Source organism: Stenotrophomonas sp. 05L414_2 (assembly GCF_056397905.1).
On record NZ_JBFTOJ010000042.1, the window covers coordinates 1 to 21,410 of the forward strand.

The following is a 21,410-nucleotide window of genomic DNA, read 5'->3' on the forward strand; positions in this document are numbered from 1 at the left end:
GCTTGCGGGGGCGTGAGCGCCATGGATGGCGCGACCGAGCTTACATGGACGTACTTGCAGCGTCCCCCGCAAGCTGACCCACCCCRCCATCCCACGGAATGCCCGCCGTTGCTGTTGAGGTTGCCGGCCAGCGGCCGGCACTACCGCCTCTGCGGGTGCAGGGCGCAGCCCTGCCGGAACTCGTCCCTCAGCAAGCCTCAGCCACCGGCGCGCGTGCCCGCCCCAGCCATGCCAGCAGCAGCGCCGACGCTGCCAGCAGGCCACCGGCCACCGGAATCGCCGCGTACCCCAGCCCCAGGCTGATCACCGCACCACCCAGCGCCGCGCCCAGTGCATTGCCGAGGTTGAAAGCACCGACGTTGATCGACGACGCCAGACCCGGCGCCTCGCTGGCCGCCTGCATCACCCGGATCTGCAACGGCGGCACGATCGCGAAGGTCGCCGCACCGAACAGCAGTACACCCAGCGCTGCAGTCGCGTGGCTCATGAAAGCCAGCGGCAGCACGAACATCAGCACCGCAAGTACCGCCAGCAGGATCCGGGTGGCGCCGTCCAGCGACCAGTCGGCCATGCGGCCGCCAATACCGTTGCCGAAGGTAAAGCCGATGCCGATCAATGCCAGCGACAGCGCGATGAAGGCATTCGACGCACCGGTCAGTTCAGTCAGCACCGGCGCCACGTAGGTGTAGAGGGTGAACATCGCACCTGCACCCAGCACCGTAGTGGCCATCGCCAGCAGCACCTGCGGCTGCATGATCGATTTCAGTTCACGCCGGACATCCGGGCGCGCGCCCGCGGCCGACGGCGGCAGTGCCATGGCCAACGCGCTGATCGCAACCACACCGAGTACGGCGGTGCCGGCAAAGGCCAGGCGCCAGCCCAGCTGCTGGCCGACCCAGGTCGCCAGCGGCACGCCACCGATGTTGGCGATGGTCAGGCCCATGAACATCGTCGCCACCGCCGCGGCCTGCTTCTCCTTCGGCACCAGGCTGGCGGCGACCACCGCGCCGATGCCGAAGAACGCACCGTGATTGAGGCTGGTCACCAGCCGTGACAGCAGCAGCAGGCCGTAGTTCGGGGCCAGCGCCGACAGCAGGTTGCCGATGACGAAGATCGACATCAGCAGCATCAGCGCGGTGCGCTTGCCGAAGCGTCCCATCAGCAGGGTCATCACCGGTGCGCCCAGCATCACGCCCACCGCATAGGCGGTGATCAGCATGCCGGCGGTGGGGATGCTGACCCCCACGCCGTTGGCGATGACCGGCAGCAGGCCCATCGGCGTGAACTCGGTGGTGCCAATGGCGAAGGCGCCGACGGCGAGGGCCAGCAATGCGGCTCTGGAATTCATGGGGATTGCCTGCGTGGGGGCAGGCCCTGTGGAAAATGAGCGCGTAGCCTGCGCGCTTTGCCGGCCGGGAGTAAGCCACTACGCGGGAAAACAGTGTTGATCCCGATTCACAAGTGGAAGGTGCAAGCCGGCATTGCGGGAAGAAGCCCCGCCGCGCATCGCCCGGCGCTACCGGAACGGGCCCACGCTTGGGTAGCGCCGGGCCATGCCCGGCGAGCGCAGCGGCGACTGAAACGCAGAACCCCCGGCCGGGCCGGGGGTTCTGTCTCGCTTGCTTACCAGTCGCCGGCGCCCGGCACGTGGTGTTCGCGTGCGCGGCGGCGCATCAGCAGGTTCAGCCACTCCACCAGCACCGAGAAGCCCATCGCGGCGTAGATGTAGGGCTTGGGCACGTGCACGTCCAGGCCGTCCAGGATCAGCACCGCGCCGATCAGCAGGATGAAGGCCAGGGCCAGCATCTTCACGGTCGGGTTGGCATCGATGAAGCGGCCCAGCGGATTGGCCGCCAGCAGCATCACCGCCACCGACAACAGGATCGCCGCCACCATCACCGGCACGTGGTCGGCGATGCCGACAGCGGTGATCACCGAGTCCAGCGAGAACACGATGTCGATGACCGCGATCTGCGCGATCACGTAGCCGAACACGGCCGAGGTCTTGGTGGTGGTCGGGTCCTCGTCCTCGCCACCGGTGATCATCTCCTTGATCTCCATCCAGCCCTTGATGATCAGGAACAGGCCACCGACGATCAGCACCAGGTCGCGGATGGAGRTGCCCATGCCGGCCACGGTGAACAGGTTTGCCTGCATGTGCGCCAGGTACGCCAGCGAGACCAGCAGGCCGATACGGGTGATGCAGGCCACAGCGATGCCGAGGCGGCGCGCGAACGGGCGGCGCTCTTCGGGCAGCTTGCTGACGGCGATGGAGATGAACACCAGATTGTCGATGCCGAGCACGATTTCCAGCGCGCTCAAGGTGAACAGGGTCAACCAGACGTTCGGATCGGCGAGAAGCTCAAGGGACATGGGAAGTCTTCAACAAGGGGGAGGAAGAAGGATCAGCCGACGCTGGCCGGGAACAACCGCGGCACCAGCACCAGGGCCCAGCACAGCAGCACGTTCATCATCAGCACGAACACCGCCGCCGAGCCCATGTCCTTGGCGCGGCCGGCCAGTTCGTGGATTTCCGCGCCATAGCGCTCGATCACCGCCTCGATGGCCGAATTGGCCAGCTCCATCGCCAGCACCAGCAGCATCGAGCCGATCATCAGCGCACGCTCCACCGGGGTCTGGCCCAGCCAGATCGCCAGCGGGGTCAGCAGCACCAGCAGGTAGACCTCCAGCCGGAACGAGGACTCGTGCAGCCAGGCAGCACGCAGGCCCTGCCAGGACCAGCGGGCGGCCTGGAAGATGCGGCGCGGGCCGCGGGGCATGTGGCCGAACTGATCAGCCACGGGTGATGGATCCAGCAACAGGGGCGCGGCGCAGCGACCGCTCAGACGCACGGCAGGAAATCATGGGTGCACAGGGATAGGCAGACAGCCCCCATTTTGCCACAAGGGCGGCAATGGCACCCCGCACGCCCCGCCGCGAGGCCCTGCGAACGACCCCGCAAACGGCCCAGCGCGGCCAAGCGCGGGGCCAGCCCAGCTTCTATGATGGATACCCCTGCCCTGCCGGAGTGCCTGATGACCCGTCCCCGCACCTGCCTGATCCTGCTCGGCCTGCTGGCCGCGCCGCTGGCCCAGGCCCTGAGCCCGCCGGCGTCGCCGCAGGTCCCTGCGCAGGTCTCCAACGTGGCCTGGGAGGCCGACATCGCCGCCTTCGCCAGCGCCGACCGGACCAATCCGCCGCCGCGCGGCGGCATCGAGTTCATCGGCAGCTCGTCCTTCCGCATGTGGGACAGCCTGGCCCGGGATTTCCCGGGGCAACCGGTGTTCAACCGCGGCTTCGGGGGTTCGGAAGTACGCGACAGCACCTGGTACGCCGGCCAGGCCATCGTGCCGTACGCGCCGTGCAAGGTGTTCTTCTACGCCGGCGACAACGACCTCAACAGCGGCCGCAGCGCGACCCAGGTACGCGATGACGTGGTGGCCTTCGTGCAGCGCGTGCATCGCGACCTGCCGCAGACGAAGGTGGAATACGTCTCCATCAAGCCCAGCCCCTCGCGGGCGCACCTGCTGCCGGCGATCAACGACGCCAACGCGAAGATCAAGGCTGCGTTGGCGAAGCTGCCCAACACCGGCTACACCGACATCTACACACCGATGCTCGGGGCCGACGGCCAACCCGATGCGTCGTTGTTCCGCGAGGACATGCTGCACATGACCCCGGCCGGCTATGCGATCTGGACCAAGGCGCTGGCGCCGAAGGTCAACTGCAACTGATTGATCCCGAGGTTGCCGGCCAGCGGCCGGCACCACCGCGACAACGCGCGTGCTCCGGTAGTTGCCAACCTTGGTTGGCATGAATGCGTCCACCTGCATCCCAGTGAAAGCGCCGACCAAGGTCGGCAACTACCGAGGTGGCAAGCGGCCCTCAGCGGAAAATCACCGTCGCCTCGGTGCCCTTGCCCAGCTCGCTGGCCAGGCTGACCTTCCAGCCGAAGCGGTCACACAGGCGGCGCACGATCGACAGCCCCAGGCCAGTGCCCTGCGGTCGGCTGGGATCGGCACGATAGAACGGCTCGAACGCACGCGACAGCGCGTCGGCGGACATGCCGATGCCGGTATCGCTCACCACCACCCGGTCGTTGTGCACGTGCACGTCGATGCGGCCTTCATCGGTATAGCTGCAGGCGTTGCGCACCAGGTTGCTGACCACCACCTGCAGCACCCGCGGCGGTGCGTGCAGCTGCACGGCCGCGTCGCTGTGCAGGTGCACCGCCAGCGGCCGTCCCACCAGCAGCTCGTTGGCGTTGTCCACTTCGTAACGGACGACGTCGTTGACGTCGAACAGCTCCACCTGCGGCTCGACGTCGGCCTCACGGGCCAGGATCAGGAAGGCATCGATCACCGCTTCCATGTCCCGCCCGGCACGCTGGATGCGCTGCAGGCTCCGACGCAGGCGCGGCTCCAGGCTTTCATCGCCCAGCGCCATGTCGCTGGCCACGCGGATGACGGTCAGCGGCGTGCGCAGTTCATGGCTGGCATCACGGGTGAAGTTGCGCTCGCGCGCCACGTGCGCGGTGACCCGGTTGGCCAGCGAATGCAGCGCCGCCGCAAGTTGCCGGGTCTCGCCCTGCATGTCCGCCGGCAGCTTGTTCGGCTCCAGGTCGGCCGCTTCCGGATGGCCCGGATCCCAGCGCGAGACACGGCGCGCCAGCCAGTTCACCGGCGATACCAGGCGTTTGGAGGCACGGTAGGTGATCCAGGAGGCGCCATATACCGCCAGCAGGGTCAGCAGCACCGGCACGATGCCGAACCAGAACGCCAGCATCTCCGCGCGCGAGCGCAGGAACACCAGGTACAGGCGCCCCTCTTCGCGGGCGTCGACCAGCACCAGCTGATCGTCGTCGGGCAGTTCGTGGAAACCCGGTTCCAACGTGCGCAGGTTGGCCGGCAGTGACAGGCTGGACTGCCCGCGTTCCAGCAGGTAGCCACGGATGTTCTGGGTATTGGGCGGCGGCTGCACGGGCGAGGCCTCGTGCAGTGTCCAGTAGTACGCCGCTTCTTCGCGCAGGGCAGCGCCCACCAGGCTGTGCTTGATCACCAGCGAAACCAGCCAGGCACCCAGCAGGATACCCAGGCTGGCCAGCACGGCTTGCAGGATGAAAGCGATACGGATCTTGCGCGGCAGGCCGTGCGGCATTGCGATGTCCCGGTCAGAGCGCTGCGATTATAGGCAGCGCGCTGTGCCGTGATCGTGCATGGACGATGACGACCCGGTATCCGGAACGTTCACCCCTTCCCTGCCGACCACGGCCGTGCCGGTTCTGCTGCAACACCGGCACGACGTCGATCAGGCCATCGGCTGGGCGATATCGGCGATGCGATAGCCCGCGCTCTGCACGGTGTGCAGCAGCGGCCGATCGAACGGCTTGTCGATGATCTTGCGCAGGTTGTACAGATGGCTGCGCAACGTGTCCGAATCAGGCAGGCCGTTGCCCCAGATCTCGCGCTCGATTTCCTGGCGGGTGACCACACGCGGCGATTCACGCATCAGGATGGTCAGCAGGCGCAGGCCGATCGGCGACAGCTGCAGCTCGGTGCCGGCACGGGTGGCACGCATGCTGACCGGATCGAGCACCAGGTCGGCGACCTTGAGCACTTCCGAACCCACCTGGCGACGTTCGCGGCGGATCAGCGCGCGCAGGCGGGCTTCCAGTTCCTGGATCGCGAACGGCTTGGTCAGGTAATCGTCGGCACCAAAGCCAAGCCCGGTGAGCTTGTCATCCAGCGTGTCGCGCGCGGTCAGCATCAGCACCGGGGTCGACTTGCGCGCATCGTTGCGCAGCCGGCGGCACACTTCGATGCCATCCAGCCGCGGCAGCATGAGGTCCAGCACGACGACGTCGTAGCTGTTCTCGGCAGCCAGACGGTAGCCGTCCAGGCCATCCTGCGCATAGTCGACCTCGAAGCCACGGCCTTCCAGGTATTCACCGATCATCTCGGAGATATTGCGGTTGTCTTCGACCACCAGCACCAAGCCGGAAGTCTCCTTCGTCTGACGCATGAGAATCCCTCTTTCTTCAGCTTTGTGAAACATGCCCGATCGACGGTGCACGCGATGTGAAGTTGCGTCAATGAAAAGAAGATGGCGTGCTCACAGCAGCGGTTTCAGCAGCGGCCAGACGTTGTCCAGCACCTTCGGCTGCGCTTGGGCGGTGGGATGCAGGCCGTCGGCCTGCATCAAGCCGGGCTGCAGGGCCACGCCTTCCAGCAGGAACGGGAGCAACGGCACCTTGTACTGCGTGGCCAGTGCCCGGTACGCCGCAGCCAGGCGCTGGCGGTAGCCCGGCCCATAGTTGGGCGGCACGTCGATGCCCAGCAGCAGGACCTTGGCACCGGCCTTCTGGCTGGCCTGCACCATCTTTTCCAGGTTGCCCTGCACCTGCGCCGGGGTCAGCCCGCGCAGCGCATCGTTGCCACCGAGGGCGATCACCACCACCGTGGGCTTCTCCCGGCCAAGCAGGCCCGGCAGGCGGGTCAGCGCGCCAGCAGTGGTTTCCCCGCTCATGCTGGCGTTGACGATGCGCGGCGGGGTTTTCGACTGCTGCCTGACCCGCTGCTGCAGCAGGCTGACCCAGCCGGCATCGGCCGGGATATTGTGGGCGGCACTGAGGCTGTCACCGAGCACCAGCACGGTACCGCCGCCCGGACCTTTGGCACACGCCAGTGCCGGCAACAGCAGCAACCCTAGCAGCACCATCATCATTGCGCCGGCTTGCCGGCTCCATTCCGTCTTGTGCATTGGAGTCTCCTCATCGACAGCCTGTCCCCCCGCAGCGCGCCCGTCGCCATCGCCGTCGACCAGGTCGGCAAATCCGTGCATGGCCCGGAGGGTGAAGTCCACATACTGGACAACATCACCCTGACCGTCCATGAAGGCACCAGCGTAGCCATCGTCGGCGCCTCTGGTTCCGGCAAGACCACCCTGCTCGGCCTGCTGGCCGGGCTGGACCTGCCCAGCCGTGGCCGCATCGCGCTGGCGGGCCAGGATCTGACGGCACTGGACGAAGAAGCGCGTGCACAGCTGCGCGCGCGCGACGTCGGCTTCGTCTTCCAGAGCTTCCATCTGCTGCCGGCGCTGACGGCGGCCGAGAACATCGCGCTGCCGCTGGAACTGGCCGGGCGCGAGGACCGCACGCGGGTGGACGAGGTGCTGGCTGCGGTCGGGCTCTCGCATCGCGCCCGCCACTATCCGCGGCAGTTGTCCGGCGGTGAGCAGCAGCGTGTCGCCCTTGCCCGGGCGTTCGTCAGCCGCCCGCGCATCCTGTTCGCCGACGAACCCACCGGTTCACTGGACCAGGCCACCGGCCAGCACATCAGCGATCTGCTGTTCGAACTCAACGCCGGCAGCGGTACCACGCTGGTGCTGGTCACCCACGACCTGCGCCTGGCGCAGCGCTGCCAGTACATCCATCGCATCGACAACGGCCGCCTGCAGCCGGTGGAACATGGAGTGGACGCATGAACCTGCTGCGGCATGCGTGGCGCGCGCTGCGCCGCGAGGCCCTGGCAGGTGACCTGCTGACCGTGTTCGCCGCCCTGGTACTGGGCGTGGCGGTGATGACGGCGGTGGGCACGCTGGTGAACCGGGTCAACCTGGCATTGACCGGCAGCGCGGCGGAAATGCTCGGCGGCGACCTCGGTGTTGCCGGCCGCGATGACCCGCCCGCCGCGTTCGCTGAGGAGGCGCAGCGACGCGGCCTGGCGCATACGCGGCTGGCCAGCTTCGGCAGCGTGCTGTTCCAGGGCGATGCCAGCCAGATGGCCAGCATCAAGGCCGTGGAAGCGGGCTACCCCCTGCGCGGCGCGCTGCGCGTGCGTGCCACGCCCGGCGGCGCGCTGATCGCCGATGCCGGAATGCCGGCCAAGGGCCAGGCCTATGCCGACCCACGCCTGCTGCAGGCACTGGGCCTGAAGGCTGGCGACGATCTGGAATTCGGTGCGGGCACGCTGCGCATCGCCGGCATCATCGAATCGGAACCGGATGCCGGTGGCGACCTGCTGACGCTGTCGCCGACCCTGCTGGTCAACCGCGCCGATGTGGAAGGCACCGGCCTGCTCGGCCCCGGCAGCCGCATCAATTACCGGGTGATGTTCGCCGGCCCTGCCGCCGACATCGCGTCATTCCGGCAATGGCTGCTGCCGCAGGTAAAAGGCATGCGCCTGCTCAGCGTGAACGATACCCAGCGCGGTGTGCGCCAGGCCTTCGACCTGGCCGGTCGTTTCCTCGGCCTGAGCGCGCTGCTGGCGGTGCTGCTGGCCGGCGTTGCCACCGCACTGGCGGCCAACCGGTTCGCGCTGCGTCGCATCGACCAGGTGGCGATCCTGCGCTGCCTGGGTGCACGCCAGCGCGACATCCTGGCCGGCCTGGCCCTGCAGCTGCTGATGCTGGCGGTGCCGGCGTGTGCGATCGGCATCGGCCTGGGCATGGCGGCACAGGAAGGACTGGTGCAGGTACTGGGCAGCCTGGTGCCGCAACGCCTGCCGCTGCCCGAAGCCATGCCTGCGCTGACCGGCGCGGGAATCGGCCTGTTGCTGTTGTTCGGCTTCGGACTGCCGCCGCTGCTGCGCCTGCGTGGCGTGCCGCCGATGCGCGTGCTCAACCGCTCGTTCGCTGCCTTGCCGCCGGCCTCGCTGCTGGCCTATGTGGCAGCGCTGGCGGCCAGCCTGGTACTGGCGGTGCAGGTCACCGGCGATCTGAAACTGGCGCTGTGGGTGCTGGGTGGCCTGGCCGGGCTGGCGGTGGCCGCGGGCGTGGTCGGGTTCCTGCTGCTGCAGCTGCTGCGTGGGCTGCAGCACCGCCTGCACGGCAACTGGCGGCTGGGCCTGGCGGCGCTGACGCGGCGGCGGATGCTGGCGGTGATGCAGCTGGTGGGGCTGTCACTGTCGCTGTGCGCCCTGCTGTTGCTGGCGGTGATCGGCCCCGGCCTGCTGCAGCAGTGGCGCGAGCGCCTGCCTGCGGACACGCCCAATTATTTCCTGATCAACATCCAGCCCGAGCAGCGCGACAGCGTGCTGGCTGCACTGCAGGGCCTGGGTGCGGATGATGCCAGCATCGAACCGATGGCCACCGGCCGCCTGATCGCGATCAACGGCAAGCCGCCGCTGCGAGTGGATCGCACGCCGGCCGACGACAATCAGCCGCAGGGTGAAGGACAGCGCGACGACGATGACGAGAACCGGCCGCTGAACTTCAGTTGGCGCAGCACGTTCCCGCCGGCCAATACGCTGGTCAACGGCACGTTCTGGAAGCCGGACAGCACCGCCGCGGAGGCATCCGTGGAGATCGGCTGGGCCAAGCGCTACGGCGTGTACCCCGGTGACCGCATCACCATTGCGGTGGGCGAGCAGCAGCGCGAGTTCAGCGTTACCAGCGTGCGCAAGGCCGACTGGAACACCTTCCGGCCGAACTTCTTCGTGTTGTTGAATCCGAATGCGGTGGGCGATACACCGCACAACCTGCTGTCGGCGTTCCACCTGCCGGCGGGACAGGCAGCGGGTCTCGGGGCCCTGGTGCGCGCGCAGCCCAACCTCTCGCTGCTGGACGTGGATGCGGTGATCTCGCAGGTACGCGATGTGATGGAACGGGTGGCGCAGGCGGTGCAGCTGGTGATGGTGTTCAGCCTGCTGGCCGGCGTGCTGGTGCTGCTGGCGGCGCTGCAGGCAACGGCGGGCGAGCGACGCTATGACAGCGCGGTGCTGCGCACGCTGGGTGCGACGCGGCGCCAGCTGCGTGGCGCGGTGCTGGTGGAATTCGGTGCGCTGGGCGCGCTGGCGGCGCTGCTGGCGGTGGGCGCGGCAGCGGTGATCGGCGTTGCGGTGTCGCAGAAGGTGTTCGAACTGCCGCTGCTGCCGCCGTGGCCTGGCCTGCTGCTGGGTGGCCTGCTCGGCATCGCGCTGAGCCTGCTGGCCGGCTGGCTGGGGACCCGGCGGATCCTGCACACGCCACCGGCATTGGCGCTGCGCGAGGCCTGACGCTGTTCTGTGGCAAAGGCATCCACGCATGGCGTGGATCTACCAGCGAGCCCAGTAGATCCACGCCAAGCGTGGATGAATTACCGRTGATCCCGGCAGATCCACGCCATGCGTGGATGCAGTGCCGATGGTCCCAGTAGATCCACGCCATGCGTGGATGCCGGGTGCAATCACCGCCGGAGAGCGTGCCGAGCAAGCTCGGCACCCACCAGTGCAGTGCGCATCCGGCACCGCAGCGCGCCGATCAACCTTCCTTTGGCGCCTTTTCCACGTACTTGGCGAAGACTTCGTCGATCTGCGCGTCCTTCACCTTCTTGCCGGACTGCACGTCCTCGGCCTGGGTGAACAACGGGATGATCATCGCCATGCCGTCGAGCTTGGTCTTCAGGTGCACGCCCGGGGCCTGGGTCAGGAAACCGTCCCAGCGCTGGCGCACCTTGCTCCAGTAACCGGCGGTGGCCTTCCAGTAATCGCGCGCCGGGGTGAAGTCGACCTCGGTGGTCCTGGTGTAGTCGTTGAAGCCGAATTCGCGGGCGATTTCCACCTGGCTGCCATCCGCGTTGCGCTGCACCTTGGTGTTGAACTGCTCGTGGGTCCAGCCGTTCGGGGTCAGGGTGTGGCGGTTGACCACCGCCAGCGCGTTGTAATCGCTGCGCTTGGTGTACTCGCGGCGTGGCAGCGGCCGCCAGCTGATGTCGCTGGTCCAGGTCGGCACGTTGTTGAGGTAGGTCCACGTGCCGGTGCCGCAGTAGCGCGGTGCATCGCTGACTTCGTACACGCACTGGGTCCAGGCGCCCTGGTTGGTCGCAGCTGCGATCGTGCGCACCTGCCAGGTCTGGTCGGCGCTGAACTCGAAGCGGTTCGGCGCTTCATACACCCAGTCCTGCCGCCAGTGCTTGGTCACGTGGCCGCTCTTCTCGTCCAGCAGCAGGTGCTGCAGCACGATGCGCTTCGGCGTGTCCTCGACCACGATCACCACTTCGTTGCCACCGCTGCGCATGGCCGGCGCGCGCTCGTAGCCCGGCTTCAGCAGCACGGTCTCATCGAAGGCGAAATCCACCGTGTACTCACCCTGCATGGCGAGGATGCTGTCATGGTCGCGGGCGATGTCGGAGGGCTGCGCGCTGGCGGCGCCACTGGCGGCGAGCAGCACCATCACGCTGGCTGTCTGGAACTTCATCGGGTCTTCCTTCGGGGTTGCAGGTTTCGTGGAAAGGCCATCCTGGCCGGCAGGCAATCCATCGCAATCAGGTCACAGCCGTACCAGCGGCAGGTCGCCGGGAGCGCGCGCGGCAGGGCGGCGTGCGGCGTCGGCGCAGCAGCAGTCGTCGATCGCCAGTTCGCCTTCGGCGCCTTCCATGCGTGCGATGCGGCGCGCGGTGGCGGCACCGAGCGACGACAGCGTGGACAGGCTGGCGGCCAGGGTCCGGCCCTCGTCGGCGGCGTGCAGGCGCAGTGTGCACAGACGCCAGCGCTGTCCGCCCAGATGCCCGGCGAGGCGCCGCCACAGGCGTTCACCGACGCTGCCATCACTATCGTGCGAAGGACCCGGCGGCAGCGTCGCCACCAGCCGGTCCCAGGCCAGGAAATCGCTGTCCGGCAACAGGTACAGGCGCCACACGCAACTGCCACGTGCATCGAGGAAGCACAGGCTTTCGCGCAGGCCCTCGCTGTCCACGCCCTGGCAGGCATGCACCGATACCGCCTGGCGCCAACCGCCCAGTTCGTTGCCATCGGCGTGATACAGGCACAACACAGTACCGAGCGCTGCCAGCTGTGCCGGCGCAGGCCAGGCCCGCGGCGACGAACGCGACAGGGAGGACGGCAGGCGACGCGCGGACAGGGCTCGGCTCATGGGATCACCAGGACACGGCAAGGCTGGCCGACAGGGTGCGGCCGGGGCTGGTATAGCGGTCCAGAACGGTACTGGTGGCCGACAGGGTCGAGCCGACGTTGGACCAGTCGATGTAACGCTTGTCACCCAGGTTGAAGACACCGACGTTGAAGGTGGCGCCCGGGGCGAAGTTCCAATGCGCCATCAGGTCGGCCACGCCATAGCCCGCCGGGCGATAGGTGGTGGTGCTGGCCAGCCGGTCCTTGCGCTTGACGAAGGTGCCTGCCAGTTCAACTCCCCAGGTATCGGTGTCGTACATCAGGCCGACGGTGCCGCGCAGCGGATCGACCGAATCCAGTGGCGTGTCTTCGGTCTTGTTGTCGCCGCGCGACCACGCCACCGCACTGCGCAGCGCCCAGCCCTGCAGTGCGGGACGGATCTGGCCGAAGTCGACGCCGGCCTTCAGTTCGGCGCCATAGATACGTGCGTCGGCGATGTTGCGCGACTGGAACACCATCAGGCCCTGCGGGTTGGTACCCACCAGCGTCTGCGACTCGATGAAGTCCTTGTAGTCGTTGTAGTAGCCGCTCACGCTCACGTACGCCGCCGGCGACAGGAAGCGCAGGCCCAGCTCAACGCCATCGCTGGTTTCCGGCTTCAGGTCCGGATTGGGAATGGCGGTGTAGCCGAAAGCGAAATTGGTGAAGCCGAGGTTGACGTCGTTGTACGGCGGCGAGCGGAAACCACGCGAGTAACCGGCAAACAGCGACCACTCGTCGGTGAAGCGATAGACCAGGCCGAACTTCGGCGACACGCTGGTCTTCTTCAGCTCCGACACGGCCACGCCGGGGTTGTCCTCGGCGAAGATGCTGTCCACGTCCGGCTTCAGTTCGTAGCGGTCCACGCGCACRCCCGGCACCAACGACAGCCTGCCATCGGCCAGGCGCATTTCATCCTGCGCGTACAGGCCCAGCTCGGTGGTCTTGCTGATCGGGAAATCGCGCACGGGGAACGCGTCGGGCAGGATCGTCGTGCTGACCACGCCACGATTGCTGACCTGGTAGCCATCGCGCTTCTGGCGGATCTCGGTGCGGGCGCCATCGAAGCCATAGGTCAGCGCGTGTTCGACGCTGCCGGTGCTGAAGGCCTTGTTGAACACCGCCTGCAGGCCATAGACGCGCTGGTCGAAACTGAACTCGCGATGGCGGCGGCTGCCGTTGGCGCGCGCCTCATCGGTGCGCTGCGTGGTTTCGCTGTCCTGCGTGTAGACCTGCCAGTGCAGGCTGTCGGCGAAGCCCTTGTCCAGCGCATCCATCTCGTGGGCGAAGGACACGCGGGTGCGGTTCTGCTTGTCGCGCGCCTTCATGCCGGTGGTGGTGGTGCGGTCGATCGAGGACAGCACGTCGGTATCGGTGTTGTCTTCGTTGCCTTCCACGGTCAGGCGGAAACGCTGGTCTTCGCTGGGCGCATAGACCAGCTTGGCCAGGCCGCTGCGACCATCGCGGTCCTGCGGGTTGGCCGCGGTGCGCGTGTTGTCATTGCTGCGCACATCGCCCTTGTTGTCGGTTTCCTGGCCCTGGCGGTGGTTGATGTTGACCATGCCGCTCCAGTGCTCGCCACCGAAAGCGCTGGTGACGCCGCCGAGCAGGCCCTTCCACTCGCCGTCGTAGCCGAATTTCAGGCCGACGTAGCTGTCCTTGCCATCCTTGAGGTAATCAGCCGGATCCTTGGTGACGAAGGCAACCACGCCGCCAAGTGCGTCCGAGCCGTACAGCGAACTCGCCGGCCCGCGCACGATCTCCACGCGCTTGAGCGTGTCCAGGTCGGTGAAGTTGCGGTTGGCGTTGGAGAACGAACCGATGTTGAAGCTGGTCGGCATGGCGATGCCATCGGTCTGGATGCGTACGCGATTGCCATCCAGGCCGCGGATGCGGATGCTGCCAAGGCCGAAACGGGTGGCACTGCGGCTGACCGACAGGCCCGGCTCGTAGCGGACCAGATCCTTGATGTCCTGCACCAGCTGCCGGTCCATCTGCTCGCGGTCGATCACATCGACGGTGGCGGCGACATCGCTGACCGCACGTTCGGTACGGGTGGCGGTGACCTGCACGCGATCGAATTCGCGCGCGTCGGGCGCGGCATCGGCAGCAGCGTGGGCGGACAGCGGCAGAGCCATCCACAGGGCAATGGAAAGGGCAGTCGGGCGGGTCATCGGCATCGTTCGGTCAGGCAGGGGAACCCCCGGCCACCGCCACGCCAGACAGGCATGAACGGTAGACCGAGGGGGAGAGAGCAGGAGCGGACGGGTCGCCCACCCTGCCGGCGCTGCCGACAGGAGGGAGGGAGGCGGGCGACCAGACCGCGTTACTTGGTCAGGATCAGCTTGTCGTTGCTGGTATGACGCAGACGGTAGAAACGGTCACCGTGCTGGATCAGGATTTCACGACGGCCCTTGAGCAGGGCTTCGCTGTCGATGACCTCTTCCGGCGGCACGACACGCACCGGGCGGTCGCGGAGGGTCAGCGTTTCGGGGCGCAGCAGTACAGGTTGAGCATTCATGAGCATCTGGACTCGTGCGAGGGACGAGTTAAATGATAATGATTCTCAGTTGACAATCAACAACCATTCTCAACTTCATTGATGGAATTAATGATCGAAATCTAAAATTCGATAGCTGCCATCTATTGAAATGGGCCCGACTGCGCGCGGGAGGGCCGACCGAGCGTGGGTTCGGCCCTGCCACCTGTCCCCGTTCCTCAGGCGAATACGGCTTCCACCTGCGCCCAGCCGGCGTCGTCCACCTGCGCCAGCACGTCCAGCGCCTGCAGGTTCTGCAGCAGCTGGCTGACCCGGCTGGCGCCGAGGATCACGCTGGAGACGTTGGGATTGCGCAGGCACCAGGCGATGGCCAGGCTGGCCGGGGCGTGACCCAGCTCGCGGGCCACCGCACTGAAGCGGCGCACCCGGGCCAAACGCTCATCGGCGTTGTCGCCCAGCACCAGGTCCTGCAGCCAGCCCATGCCTTCGCGCCCCAGGCGCGCATCGGCCGGCACGCCGTCGTCGTACTTGCCGCTCAGCAGGCCCGAGGCCAGCGGCGAGAAGATCGTGGTGCCCAGTCCGGCGGTGGCATACAGCGGCGCGTACTCCACTTCCACGCGCTGACGGTGCAGAAGGTTGTACTGCGGCTGCTCCATCGACGGCGCCTGCAGGTTGTGGCGCGCGGCGATGTCCACCGCCTCCTGGATCTGGTTGGCCGACCATTCCGACGTGCCCCAGTACAGCACCTTGCCCTGCCGGACCAGGGTGTCCATGGCATGCACCGTCTCAGCGATCGGCGCGTCCGGATCCGGACGATGACAGTAATAAAGGTCCAGGTAGTCCACCCGCAGGCGCTTGAGCGCGGCGTGGCAGGCGTCGGTCACATGCTTGCGCGACAGGCCGCGCTGGGTGGGCCGGGGATCCTTGGCACTGCCGAAGAACACCTTGCTGGACACACAGAAGCCATCGCGCGGCAGGCGCAGGTCGGCCATCACATCACCCATCACCTGCTCGGCGCGGCCGTTGGCATAGCCCTCGGCGTTGTCGAAGAAGTTGATGCCATGGTCCCAGGCCGCCGCCACCAGGTTGCGCGCCTCGTCGCGCGGCACCTGGTCGCCGAAGGTCACCCAGGCGCCGAAGGACAGGGCGGACATCGGCAGGCCGGTGGAGCCAAGGCGACGGTAGAGCATGCGATTCTCCTGCTGCGGGCCCGCATACGGGCCGGGATCAAGCCACCATTCTACCTGTCCCGGCAGGCGCAACCCCTTGCTGTTGCTGGCCTGATCGGAGCCGATGGCCGCGCGCAGACGGCTTTTCCTTGCTCCGGCCCCTGCCCTGCACTAGGCTTCCCGTTTTTCGCGACGCCCCAGGGGAGTCACTCAGATGGTCGAAGGTTTGGGCAGGATCGGCTTCGGCCTGTTCGGTTTGGCGGTGCTGATCGGCATCACCTGGCTGTTTTCCAACAACAAGCGCGCGGTGGACTGGAAGCTGGTCGCCACCGGCATCACCCTGCAGATCGCCTTTGCGGCACTGGTGATCCTGGTACCGGGCGGGCGCGACGTGTTCGATGCGCTGGGCCAGGGCTTCGTGAAGGTGCTGAGCTTCGTCAACGAAGGTTCGAAGTTCATCTTCGGCTCGTTGATGGACGTCAAGAACTACGGTTTCATCTTCGCCTTCCAGGTGCTGCCGACGATCATCTTCTTCTCGGCGCTGATGGGGGTCATGTACCACCTCAACGTSATGCAGGCGATCGTGCGSGKSATGGCCTGGKCGATCACCAAGGTSATGCGCGTGTCCGGTGCSGAAACCACCAGCGTCTGCGCCAGCGTSTTCATCGGCCAGACCGAGGCGCCGCTGACGGTGCGTCCGTACATCGCCAGGATGACCCAGTCCGAACTGCTGACGATGATGATCGGCGGCATGGCCCACATCGCCGGCGGCGTGCTTGCCGCGTACGTGGGCATGCTGGGCGGCGGCGATCCGGTGCAGCAGGCGTTCTACGCCAAGCACCTGCTGGCGGCCAGCATCATGGCGGCACCGGCCACCCTGGTCGTGGCCAAGCTGCTGATTCCGGAAACCGGCACCCCGCTGACCCGCGGCACGGTCAAGATGGAAGTGGAGAAGACCTCCAGCAACATYATCGACGCCGCCGCCGCCGGCGCCGGTGACGGCCTGAAGCTGGCCCTGAACATCGGTGCGATGCTGCTGGCCTTCATCGCCCTGATCGCCCTGCTCAATGCGCCGCTGACCTGGATCGGTGAAGTGACCGGCCTGGCGGCTGCGATCGGCAAGCCGACCGACCTGTCGACCATCTTCGGCTACGTGCTGGCCCCGATCGCCTGGGTGATCGGCACCCCGTGGGCCGACGCCACCACCGTCGGTTCGCTGATCGGCCAGAAGGTCGTGATCAACGAGTTCGTCGCCTACACCGAACTGTCGAAGATCGTGAATGGCCAGGTGCCGGGCATGAGCCTGTCCGACGAAGGTCGCCTGATCGCCACCTACGCGCTGTGTGGCTTCGCCAATTTCAGTTCGATCGCGATCCAGATTGGCGGCATCGGCGGGTTGGCACCGGAACGTCGCCACGATCTGGCCAAGTTCGGCCTGCGCGCGGTGCTGGGCGGTACCATCGCCACCTTCATGACGGCTACCATCGCCGGCGTGCTGACGCATTTCAGCTGAACCCTAGTTTCGAGAACAGATTCCCTATGAGCAGCAGTGTCGTTGTCGTCGGTTCCTTCAATGTCGATCACGTGTGGCGGTGCGAGTCGCTGCCGGCACCGGGTGCGACCATTGCCGGCCGCTACAGCACCGGTCCCGGTGGCAAGGGCTTCAACCAGGCCGTTGCCGCCTGCCGTGCCGGCGCTGACACCAGCTTCCTGTGTGCACTGGGCGACGACGCCGGTGGTGCCACCGCCCGTGACCTGGCCGCGCAGGATGGTTTCGCGCTGATCGCCGAAGCCAGCAGCGAGCCGACCGGCACCGCCGGCATCTACGTCGATGCCCGTGGCCGCAACACCATCGTCATCGGTCCGGGTGCCAACGCGGCGCTGAGCACCGACTTCGTACAGCAACAGCAGGCCCTGCTGACCGGCGCCAAAGTGGTGCTGGTGCAGCTGGAATCGCCGGTGCAGACCATCGAAGCGGCCCTGGCCGTAGCCCGTGAGGCCGGTGTCACCACCGTTCTCAACGCCGCCCCGGCCGACGCCCCGTCGAGCATCGGCCTGCTGAAGCTGGCCGATGTGATCACCCCGAACGAAACCGAGTTCGCCGCCCTGCTCGGCCGTCATGTCGGCGAGCGCGTGGATGCCAATGACGTCGCCGCGCTGGACGGTGCCAGCCTGCACGCGCTGTGCCGCAAGCTGGTCGGCAACGGCACGGTGGTGGTGACCCTGGGTTCGGTGGGCGTGTTCGTGTCGCATGCCGACGAGCACCTGCGTGGCGACACCCAGCCGTACTACCGCGTGGGTGCCGAACAGGTGCAGGCGATCGACACCACCGGTGCCGGCGATGCCTTCAACGGTGCGCTGGTGGCCTCGATGGCACAGGTGCCGGACGCTCCGTTCGCCCGCCACGTGCGCTTCGCCAACCAGTTCGCCGGTCGCTCGACCGAGAAGGAAGGCGCAGCGGCGGCGATGCCGCGCTTCACCCCGGCCGATGCCGAAGTGAAGTAACGCGACATCCCCGTGGGGATGATGATCGGGCCCGGGCATGCAGATGCCCGGGCCTTTTCACGTTCATGGGCAAGGCCCCATCCACGCATGGCGTGGATCTACCGGGGCACAGTAGATCCACGCCATGCGTGGATGCGCCTTGCCGGCCCGCCCAGCCGCCCACCATGACCGGCCCGTGGGGGCGACGGAAGCGACCATCAAGCATCTGCTGATGCCCGTCCGGCATGAGGTCGGTCAGGATCGGCCTGAACCGGCGAGCCGCAAACCCAGCCGGGGCGCCTGCCGCGCCCTACAATGGGCACATGCAGATCGGCCCGTACTCCATTGCCCCCAACGTCGTGCTTGCGCCCATGGYCGGCGTTACCGACAAACCCTTCCGCCTGCTGTGCAAACGGCTGGGCGCGGGCCTGGCCGCCACGGAAATGACCATCAGCGACCCGCGATTCTGGAACACGCGCAAGTCCATCCACCGCATGGACCATGCCGGTGAACCGGCGCCGATCAGCGTGCAGATCGCCGGCACCGAGCCGCAGCAGCTGGCCGAGGCCGCGCGTTACAACGTCGACCATGGCGCGCAGATCATCGACATCAACATGGGCTGCCCGGCCAAGAAGGTGTGCAACGCCTGGGCGGGGTCAGCGCTGATGCGCGACGAGCAGCTGGTCGCGCGCATCCTGGAAGCAGTGGTGAACGCGGTGGACGTGCCGGTGACGCTGAAGATCCGCACCGGCTGGGACTGCGACCATCGCAACGGCCCGCTCATCGCGCGCATCGCCGAAGACAGTGGCATCGCTGCGCTGGCGGTGCACGGCCGTACCCGCGACCAGCATTACACCGGCCAGGCCGAGTACGCCACGATCGGCGAGATCAAGGCCGCGCTGCGCATCCCGGTGATCGCCAACGGCGATATCGATTCGCCGCAGAAGGCCGCCTTCGTCCTGCAGCAGACCGGCGTGGATGCGGTGATGATCGGCCGCTCCGCACAGGGCCGGCCGTGGATCTTCCGCGAAGTGGCGCATTACCTGGCCACCGGCGAGAAGCTGCCGCCGCCGTCGCTGGCCGAAGTGCGCGACATCCTGCTCGGCCATCTGCACGCGCTGCACGATTTCTACGGCGAACCGCAGGGCGTGCGCATCGCGCGCAAGCACCTGGGCTGGTACGCCAAGGATCGGCCGGAGAATGCCGCGTTCCGCGCGGTGGTCAACCGCGCCGAAGATCCGGCCAGCCAGATCGCGCTGACCACCGACTATTTCGACCGCCTGATTGCCGGGGAACCGGCGATGTCTTCCGCTGCCTGAGCCCGCCCCCATGACCCCGCCGATTTCTTCCCCGACCTACCTGCATGGGTTCTCCGGCACGGAGCAGCAACGGCTGATGACCCAGGCGCGCCTGCTGGAAACGAGCATCTTCGGCCAGATCGATTACAGCGGCGCAAAGCGCCTGCTGGAAGTCGGCAGTGGCGTGGGCGCGCAGACCGAGATCCTGCTGCGCCGCTTCCCCGAGCTGCACGTGACCGGCGTGGACCTGAGCGAGGCCCAGCTGGAAACCGCGCGCGAAAACCTGGCGCGCACGCCGTGGTGCAACGACCGCTACACCCTGCAGCAGGCCGATGCCGGCGAACTGCCTTTCGAGGCGCGCAGCTTCGATGCGGCGTTCCTGTGCTGGGTGCTGGAACACGTGCCGTCGCCGGCGCGCGTGCTGAGTGAAGTACGCCGCGTGCTGGCCCCGGGCTCGCCGGTCTACATCACCGAGGTGATGAATGCTTCGTTCCTGCTTGATCCGTATTCGCCGCACATCTGGCGCTACTGGATGGCCTTCAACGAYTWCCAGTACGACMACGGCGGYGATCCGTTCGTCGGCGCCAAGCTGGGTAACCTGCTGCTGGCCGGTGGCTTCCGCGATGTGCACACCGAGATCAAGACCATCCATCTGGACAACCGCGAACCGGCACGTCGCAAGACGATGATCGCTTTCTGGGAACAGCTGCTGCTGTCGGCGGCCGACCAGCTGCTGCAGGCCGGCACGGTGGACGAAGAGACGGTGGAGGGCATGCGCCGCGAGTTCCGGCTGGTGCAGAACGATCCGAACGCGGTGTTCTTCTATTCGTTCGTGCAGGGCCGCGCAACGGTGTATTGAGCGGCCGCGGTACACGCCATCCACGCATGGCGTGGATCTACTGTGCTGATGGGCCGTGGCGTGGATCTACGGGTGCGCGGCGGCGCCGTCCGCCACCGCCGGTTCGTGCCAGATGCGCTGCCACATCGCCGACAACCGGCGGCCGGCATCGGCACGCGCGGCCGGGCTGCTGTAGTCCACCCGCAACTGCTCGGGCACGATCGCGCGCCACTGGCCATCAACCTGCTGGGCCACCGCGAAATTGAAGGTGTAGTCCGGCTCCAGCCCCATGCGCAGGTCGCTCAGCACCAGCCTGCCCTGCACCACCTGTGCGCGCATGAAGCCACGGTTGAACCACTGCAGGCGCCGTACTGCCGGAATTCCCGCCGCTTCGCGCAAGGCCTGCACGTTGGACGGATGCCCCTCGAAACGCATCGGCCCGTGGTCGGCCACCAGCGAACGGTCAGCGACCACGTAGCCATTCGGGGTCATCGCCACGACCCGCCACAACAGGGTATTGAACGGCATCGGCACCGAGAACCGCGGCGCGTCGCCCAGGCCCATCGCGGCCAGGCTCTGCTGCGCGGCGCGGTCGACCTGTGCCTTGGCGATCAGCCCCCAGCCCAGGTACGCACTGCTGAGCAGCAACGAAACGCAGAGCACCTTGCCCACCCACGGTCGCGCGCGGCCGAACCACGCCAGCACGCAGCCCAGCAGCAGCCACACCGTGTAGCCGGGATCGATGATGAAGACACTCGAACCCATCGCGGGATGTGGCTGCAACGGCCACCACAGCTGCGTGCCGTAGACAGTGAACGCATCCAGCACCGGAGGGGTGACCAGCGCCAGCTGGATCGCCCAGAACCAGCGCAGCGGTGATTGCGCCACCCGGCCGTTGCCGAAGCGCTTGAACAGCCACCAGATCAGCGCGGCCACCCACGGCAGCACCAGCAGCGAATGGCTGAAGCTGCGATGGTCGGTCATGTTCGCCACCGGGTCGGCGGCGGCAAAGCCCAGCCAGAGGGCATCCAGGTCCGGCAGGGTACCGAGCGCGGCACCGGCCAGCAGGGCGGCACGGCGGTGTCCAGGCGGGGCGATGGCGGCAGCGACGGCGCCGCCAAGAACGATCTGGGTCAATGAGTCCATCGGCCGATGCTAGCGGCTTGGCGATCTCCGTGCAGCGGCGGTTTCCTGCCCGGCGGCGCGTCAGTCAGCTGCCAGTGCGGCCGCAGCCGCGCGTGGGCCTGTCCCTGCAGC

At 67.2% G+C, this 21,410-nt stretch carries 19 protein-coding genes; 7 read left to right on the forward strand and 12 right to left on the reverse strand.

What is annotated here, in order from left to right; genetic code table 11:
* Window positions 1–187: 187 nt before the first annotated feature.
* The 3 genes from AC1DJN_RS08110 to AC1DJN_RS08120 form a co-directional block, all read right to left on the reverse strand.
* Window positions 188–1,348: an MFS transporter gene (locus AC1DJN_RS08110; RefSeq protein ID WP_442252088.1), complete on the reverse strand. Its 1,161-nt coding sequence runs from the start codon at window positions 1,346–1,348 to the stop codon at window positions 188–190.
* Window positions 1,349–1,623: 275 nt separating this feature from the next.
* Entirely contained in the window at window positions 1,624–2,373 is a 750-nt protein-coding gene (locus tag AC1DJN_RS08115) for a TerC family protein (protein ID WP_478039064.1), read from the reverse strand.
* A 32-nt stretch (window positions 2,374–2,405) separates the two neighbouring features.
* Window positions 2,406–2,801 (reverse strand): diacylglycerol kinase, encoded by a 396-nt coding sequence (locus tag AC1DJN_RS08120; protein ID WP_025877898.1) that lies wholly within the window; start codon window positions 2,799–2,801, stop codon window positions 2,406–2,408.
* Window positions 2,802–3,035: 234 nt separating this feature from the next.
* Between AC1DJN_RS08120 and AC1DJN_RS08125 the strand changes: the two genes are divergently transcribed.
* Window positions 3,036–3,734, forward strand: coding sequence for an SGNH/GDSL hydrolase family protein (locus AC1DJN_RS08125; RefSeq protein WP_442252089.1), 699 nt, complete (start codon window positions 3,036–3,038; stop codon window positions 3,732–3,734).
* 151 nt (window positions 3,735–3,885) lie between these two features.
* Here the strand turns inward: AC1DJN_RS08125 and AC1DJN_RS08130 are convergent, their stop codons facing one another.
* The 3 genes from AC1DJN_RS08130 to AC1DJN_RS08140 form a co-directional block, all read right to left on the reverse strand.
* The gene (locus AC1DJN_RS08130; RefSeq protein ID WP_442252090.1) at window positions 3,886–5,157 is read right to left on the reverse strand and encodes a sensor histidine kinase; all 1,272 of its coding nucleotides are present in this window, start codon (window positions 5,155–5,157) and stop codon (window positions 3,886–3,888) included.
* A 150-nt stretch (window positions 5,158–5,307) separates the two neighbouring features.
* Window positions 5,308–6,021 (reverse strand): response regulator transcription factor, encoded by a 714-nt coding sequence (locus AC1DJN_RS08135; RefSeq protein WP_002811889.1) that lies wholly within the window; start codon window positions 6,019–6,021, stop codon window positions 5,308–5,310.
* Between the two features lie 90 nt (window positions 6,022–6,111).
* Entirely contained in the window at window positions 6,112–6,759 is a 648-nt protein-coding gene (locus AC1DJN_RS08140; protein WP_442252091.1) for an arylesterase, read from the reverse strand.
* Between the two features lie 75 nt (window positions 6,760–6,834).
* Here AC1DJN_RS08140 and AC1DJN_RS08145 point away from each other — a divergent pair, with 75 nt between their 5' ends.
* Together AC1DJN_RS08145 and AC1DJN_RS08150 are read left to right on the forward strand one after the other, a co-directional pair.
* Window positions 6,835–7,482, forward strand: a complete 648-nt coding sequence (locus tag AC1DJN_RS08145; protein ID WP_059066070.1) for an ABC transporter ATP-binding protein — start codon at window positions 6,835–6,837, stop codon at window positions 7,480–7,482.
* A complete protein-coding gene (locus AC1DJN_RS08150; RefSeq protein ID WP_282280390.1) occupies window positions 7,479–9,992 on the forward strand; it encodes an ABC transporter permease in 2,514 nt (837 codons plus the stop codon). The genes AC1DJN_RS08145 and AC1DJN_RS08150 overlap by 4 nt, the downstream gene beginning before the upstream one ends.
* A 244-nt stretch (window positions 9,993–10,236) precedes the next feature.
* Here the strand turns inward: AC1DJN_RS08150 and AC1DJN_RS08155 are convergent, their stop codons facing one another.
* The 5 genes from AC1DJN_RS08155 to AC1DJN_RS08175 all read right to left on the reverse strand — a co-directional run bounded on the left by AC1DJN_RS08155 (window position 10,237) and on the right by AC1DJN_RS08175 (window position 15,554).
* Complete coding sequence (locus AC1DJN_RS08155) at window positions 10,237–11,172, reverse strand: DUF6607 family protein (RefSeq protein ID WP_282280389.1); 936 nt, start codon at window positions 11,170–11,172, stop codon at window positions 10,237–10,239.
* A 72-nt stretch (window positions 11,173–11,244) separates the two neighbouring features.
* On the reverse strand, window positions 11,245–11,847 hold the full coding sequence (locus AC1DJN_RS08160; protein ID WP_282280388.1) for a ChuX/HutX family heme-like substrate-binding protein: 603 nt from the start codon (window positions 11,845–11,847) through the stop codon (window positions 11,245–11,247).
* 4 nt (window positions 11,848–11,851) lie between these two features.
* Window positions 11,852–14,038: a TonB-dependent hemoglobin/transferrin/lactoferrin family receptor gene (locus tag AC1DJN_RS08165; RefSeq protein ID WP_025877865.1), complete on the reverse strand. Its 2,187-nt coding sequence runs from the start codon at window positions 14,036–14,038 to the stop codon at window positions 11,852–11,854.
* Between the two features lie 152 nt (window positions 14,039–14,190).
* Window positions 14,191–14,385, reverse strand: coding sequence for a hemin uptake protein HemP (gene hemP / locus AC1DJN_RS08170; RefSeq protein WP_005412278.1), 195 nt, complete (start codon window positions 14,383–14,385; stop codon window positions 14,191–14,193).
* Between the two features lie 197 nt (window positions 14,386–14,582).
* Window positions 14,583–15,554 (reverse strand): aldo/keto reductase, encoded by a 972-nt coding sequence (locus tag AC1DJN_RS08175; RefSeq protein WP_025877856.1) that lies wholly within the window; start codon window positions 15,552–15,554, stop codon window positions 14,583–14,585.
* A 193-nt stretch (window positions 15,555–15,747) separates the two neighbouring features.
* Here AC1DJN_RS08175 and AC1DJN_RS08180 point away from each other — a divergent pair, with 193 nt between their 5' ends.
* From AC1DJN_RS08180 to AC1DJN_RS08195, 4 genes are all read left to right on the forward strand, one after another.
* Window positions 15,748–17,046 carry a NupC/NupG family nucleoside CNT transporter gene (locus AC1DJN_RS08180; protein WP_478039065.1) on the forward strand — a complete coding sequence of 433 codons (1,299 nt, stop codon included), beginning with the start codon at window positions 15,748–15,750 and terminating at the stop codon, window positions 17,044–17,046.
* 26 nt (window positions 17,047–17,072) lie between these two features.
* Window positions 17,073–18,038, forward strand: coding sequence for a ribokinase (locus tag AC1DJN_RS08185; RefSeq protein ID WP_025877854.1), 966 nt, complete (start codon window positions 17,073–17,075; stop codon window positions 18,036–18,038).
* Window positions 18,039–18,340: 302 nt separating this feature from the next.
* Complete coding sequence (dusB, locus tag AC1DJN_RS08190) at window positions 18,341–19,336, forward strand: tRNA dihydrouridine synthase DusB (RefSeq protein ID WP_478039066.1); 996 nt, start codon at window positions 18,341–18,343, stop codon at window positions 19,334–19,336.
* A gap of 10 nt (window positions 19,337–19,346) precedes the next feature.
* Window positions 19,347–20,174 carry a class I SAM-dependent methyltransferase gene (locus tag AC1DJN_RS08195; RefSeq protein WP_478039067.1) on the forward strand — a complete coding sequence of 276 codons (828 nt, stop codon included), beginning with the start codon at window positions 19,347–19,349 and terminating at the stop codon, window positions 20,172–20,174.
* Window positions 20,175–20,240: 66 nt separating this feature from the next.
* On the opposite strand, the gene AC1DJN_RS08200 is transcribed toward AC1DJN_RS08195, so the two are convergent.
* Window positions 20,241–21,299, reverse strand: a complete 1,059-nt coding sequence (locus AC1DJN_RS08200; protein ID WP_442252094.1) for a metal-dependent hydrolase — start codon at window positions 21,297–21,299, stop codon at window positions 20,241–20,243.
* Window positions 21,300–21,410: the final 111 nt, after the last annotated feature.

What these genes read in the sequence shown, in the direction of transcription:
- AC1DJN_RS08130 (WP_442252090.1), bottom strand. Translation starts at nt 5,157, where the DNA reads ATGCCGCACGGCCTGCCGCGCAAGATCCGTATCGCTTTCATCCTGCAA.
- AC1DJN_RS08175 (WP_025877856.1), bottom strand. Translation starts at nt 15,554, where the DNA reads ATGCTCTACCGTCGCCTTGGCTCCACCGGCCTGCCGATGTCCGCCCTG.
- AC1DJN_RS08185 (WP_025877854.1), top strand. Translation starts at nt 17,073, where the DNA reads ATGAGCAGCAGTGTCGTTGTCGTCGGTTCCTTCAATGTCGATCACGTG.
- AC1DJN_RS08125 (WP_442252089.1), top strand. Translation starts at nt 3,036, where the DNA reads ATGACCCGTCCCCGCACCTGCCTGATCCTGCTCGGCCTGCTGGCCGCG.
- AC1DJN_RS08140 (WP_442252091.1), bottom strand. Translation starts at nt 6,759, where the DNA reads ATGCACAAGACGGAATGGAGCCGGCAAGCCGGCGCAATGATGATGGTG.
- AC1DJN_RS08150 (WP_282280390.1), top strand. Translation starts at nt 7,479, where the DNA reads ATGAACCTGCTGCGGCATGCGTGGCGCGCGCTGCGCCGCGAGGCCCTG.
- hemP (WP_005412278.1), bottom strand. Translation starts at nt 14,385, where the DNA reads ATGAATGCTCAACCTGTACTGCTGCGCCCCGAAACGCTGACCCTCCGC.
- AC1DJN_RS08135 (WP_002811889.1), bottom strand. Translation starts at nt 6,021, where the DNA reads ATGCGTCAGACGAAGGAGACTTCCGGCTTGGTGCTGGTGGTCGAAGAC.
- AC1DJN_RS08200 (WP_442252094.1), bottom strand. Translation starts at nt 21,299, where the DNA reads ATGGACTCATTGACCCAGATCGTTCTTGGCGGCGCCGTCGCTGCCGCC.
- AC1DJN_RS08110 (WP_442252088.1), bottom strand. Translation starts at nt 1,348, where the DNA reads ATGAATTCCAGAGCCGCATTGCTGGCCCTCGCCGTCGGCGCCTTCGCC.
- AC1DJN_RS08160 (WP_282280388.1), bottom strand. Translation starts at nt 11,847, where the DNA reads ATGAGCCGAGCCCTGTCCGCGCGTCGCCTGCCGTCCTCCCTGTCGCGT.
- AC1DJN_RS08155 (WP_282280389.1), bottom strand. Translation starts at nt 11,172, where the DNA reads ATGAAGTTCCAGACAGCCAGCGTGATGGTGCTGCTCGCCGCCAGTGGC.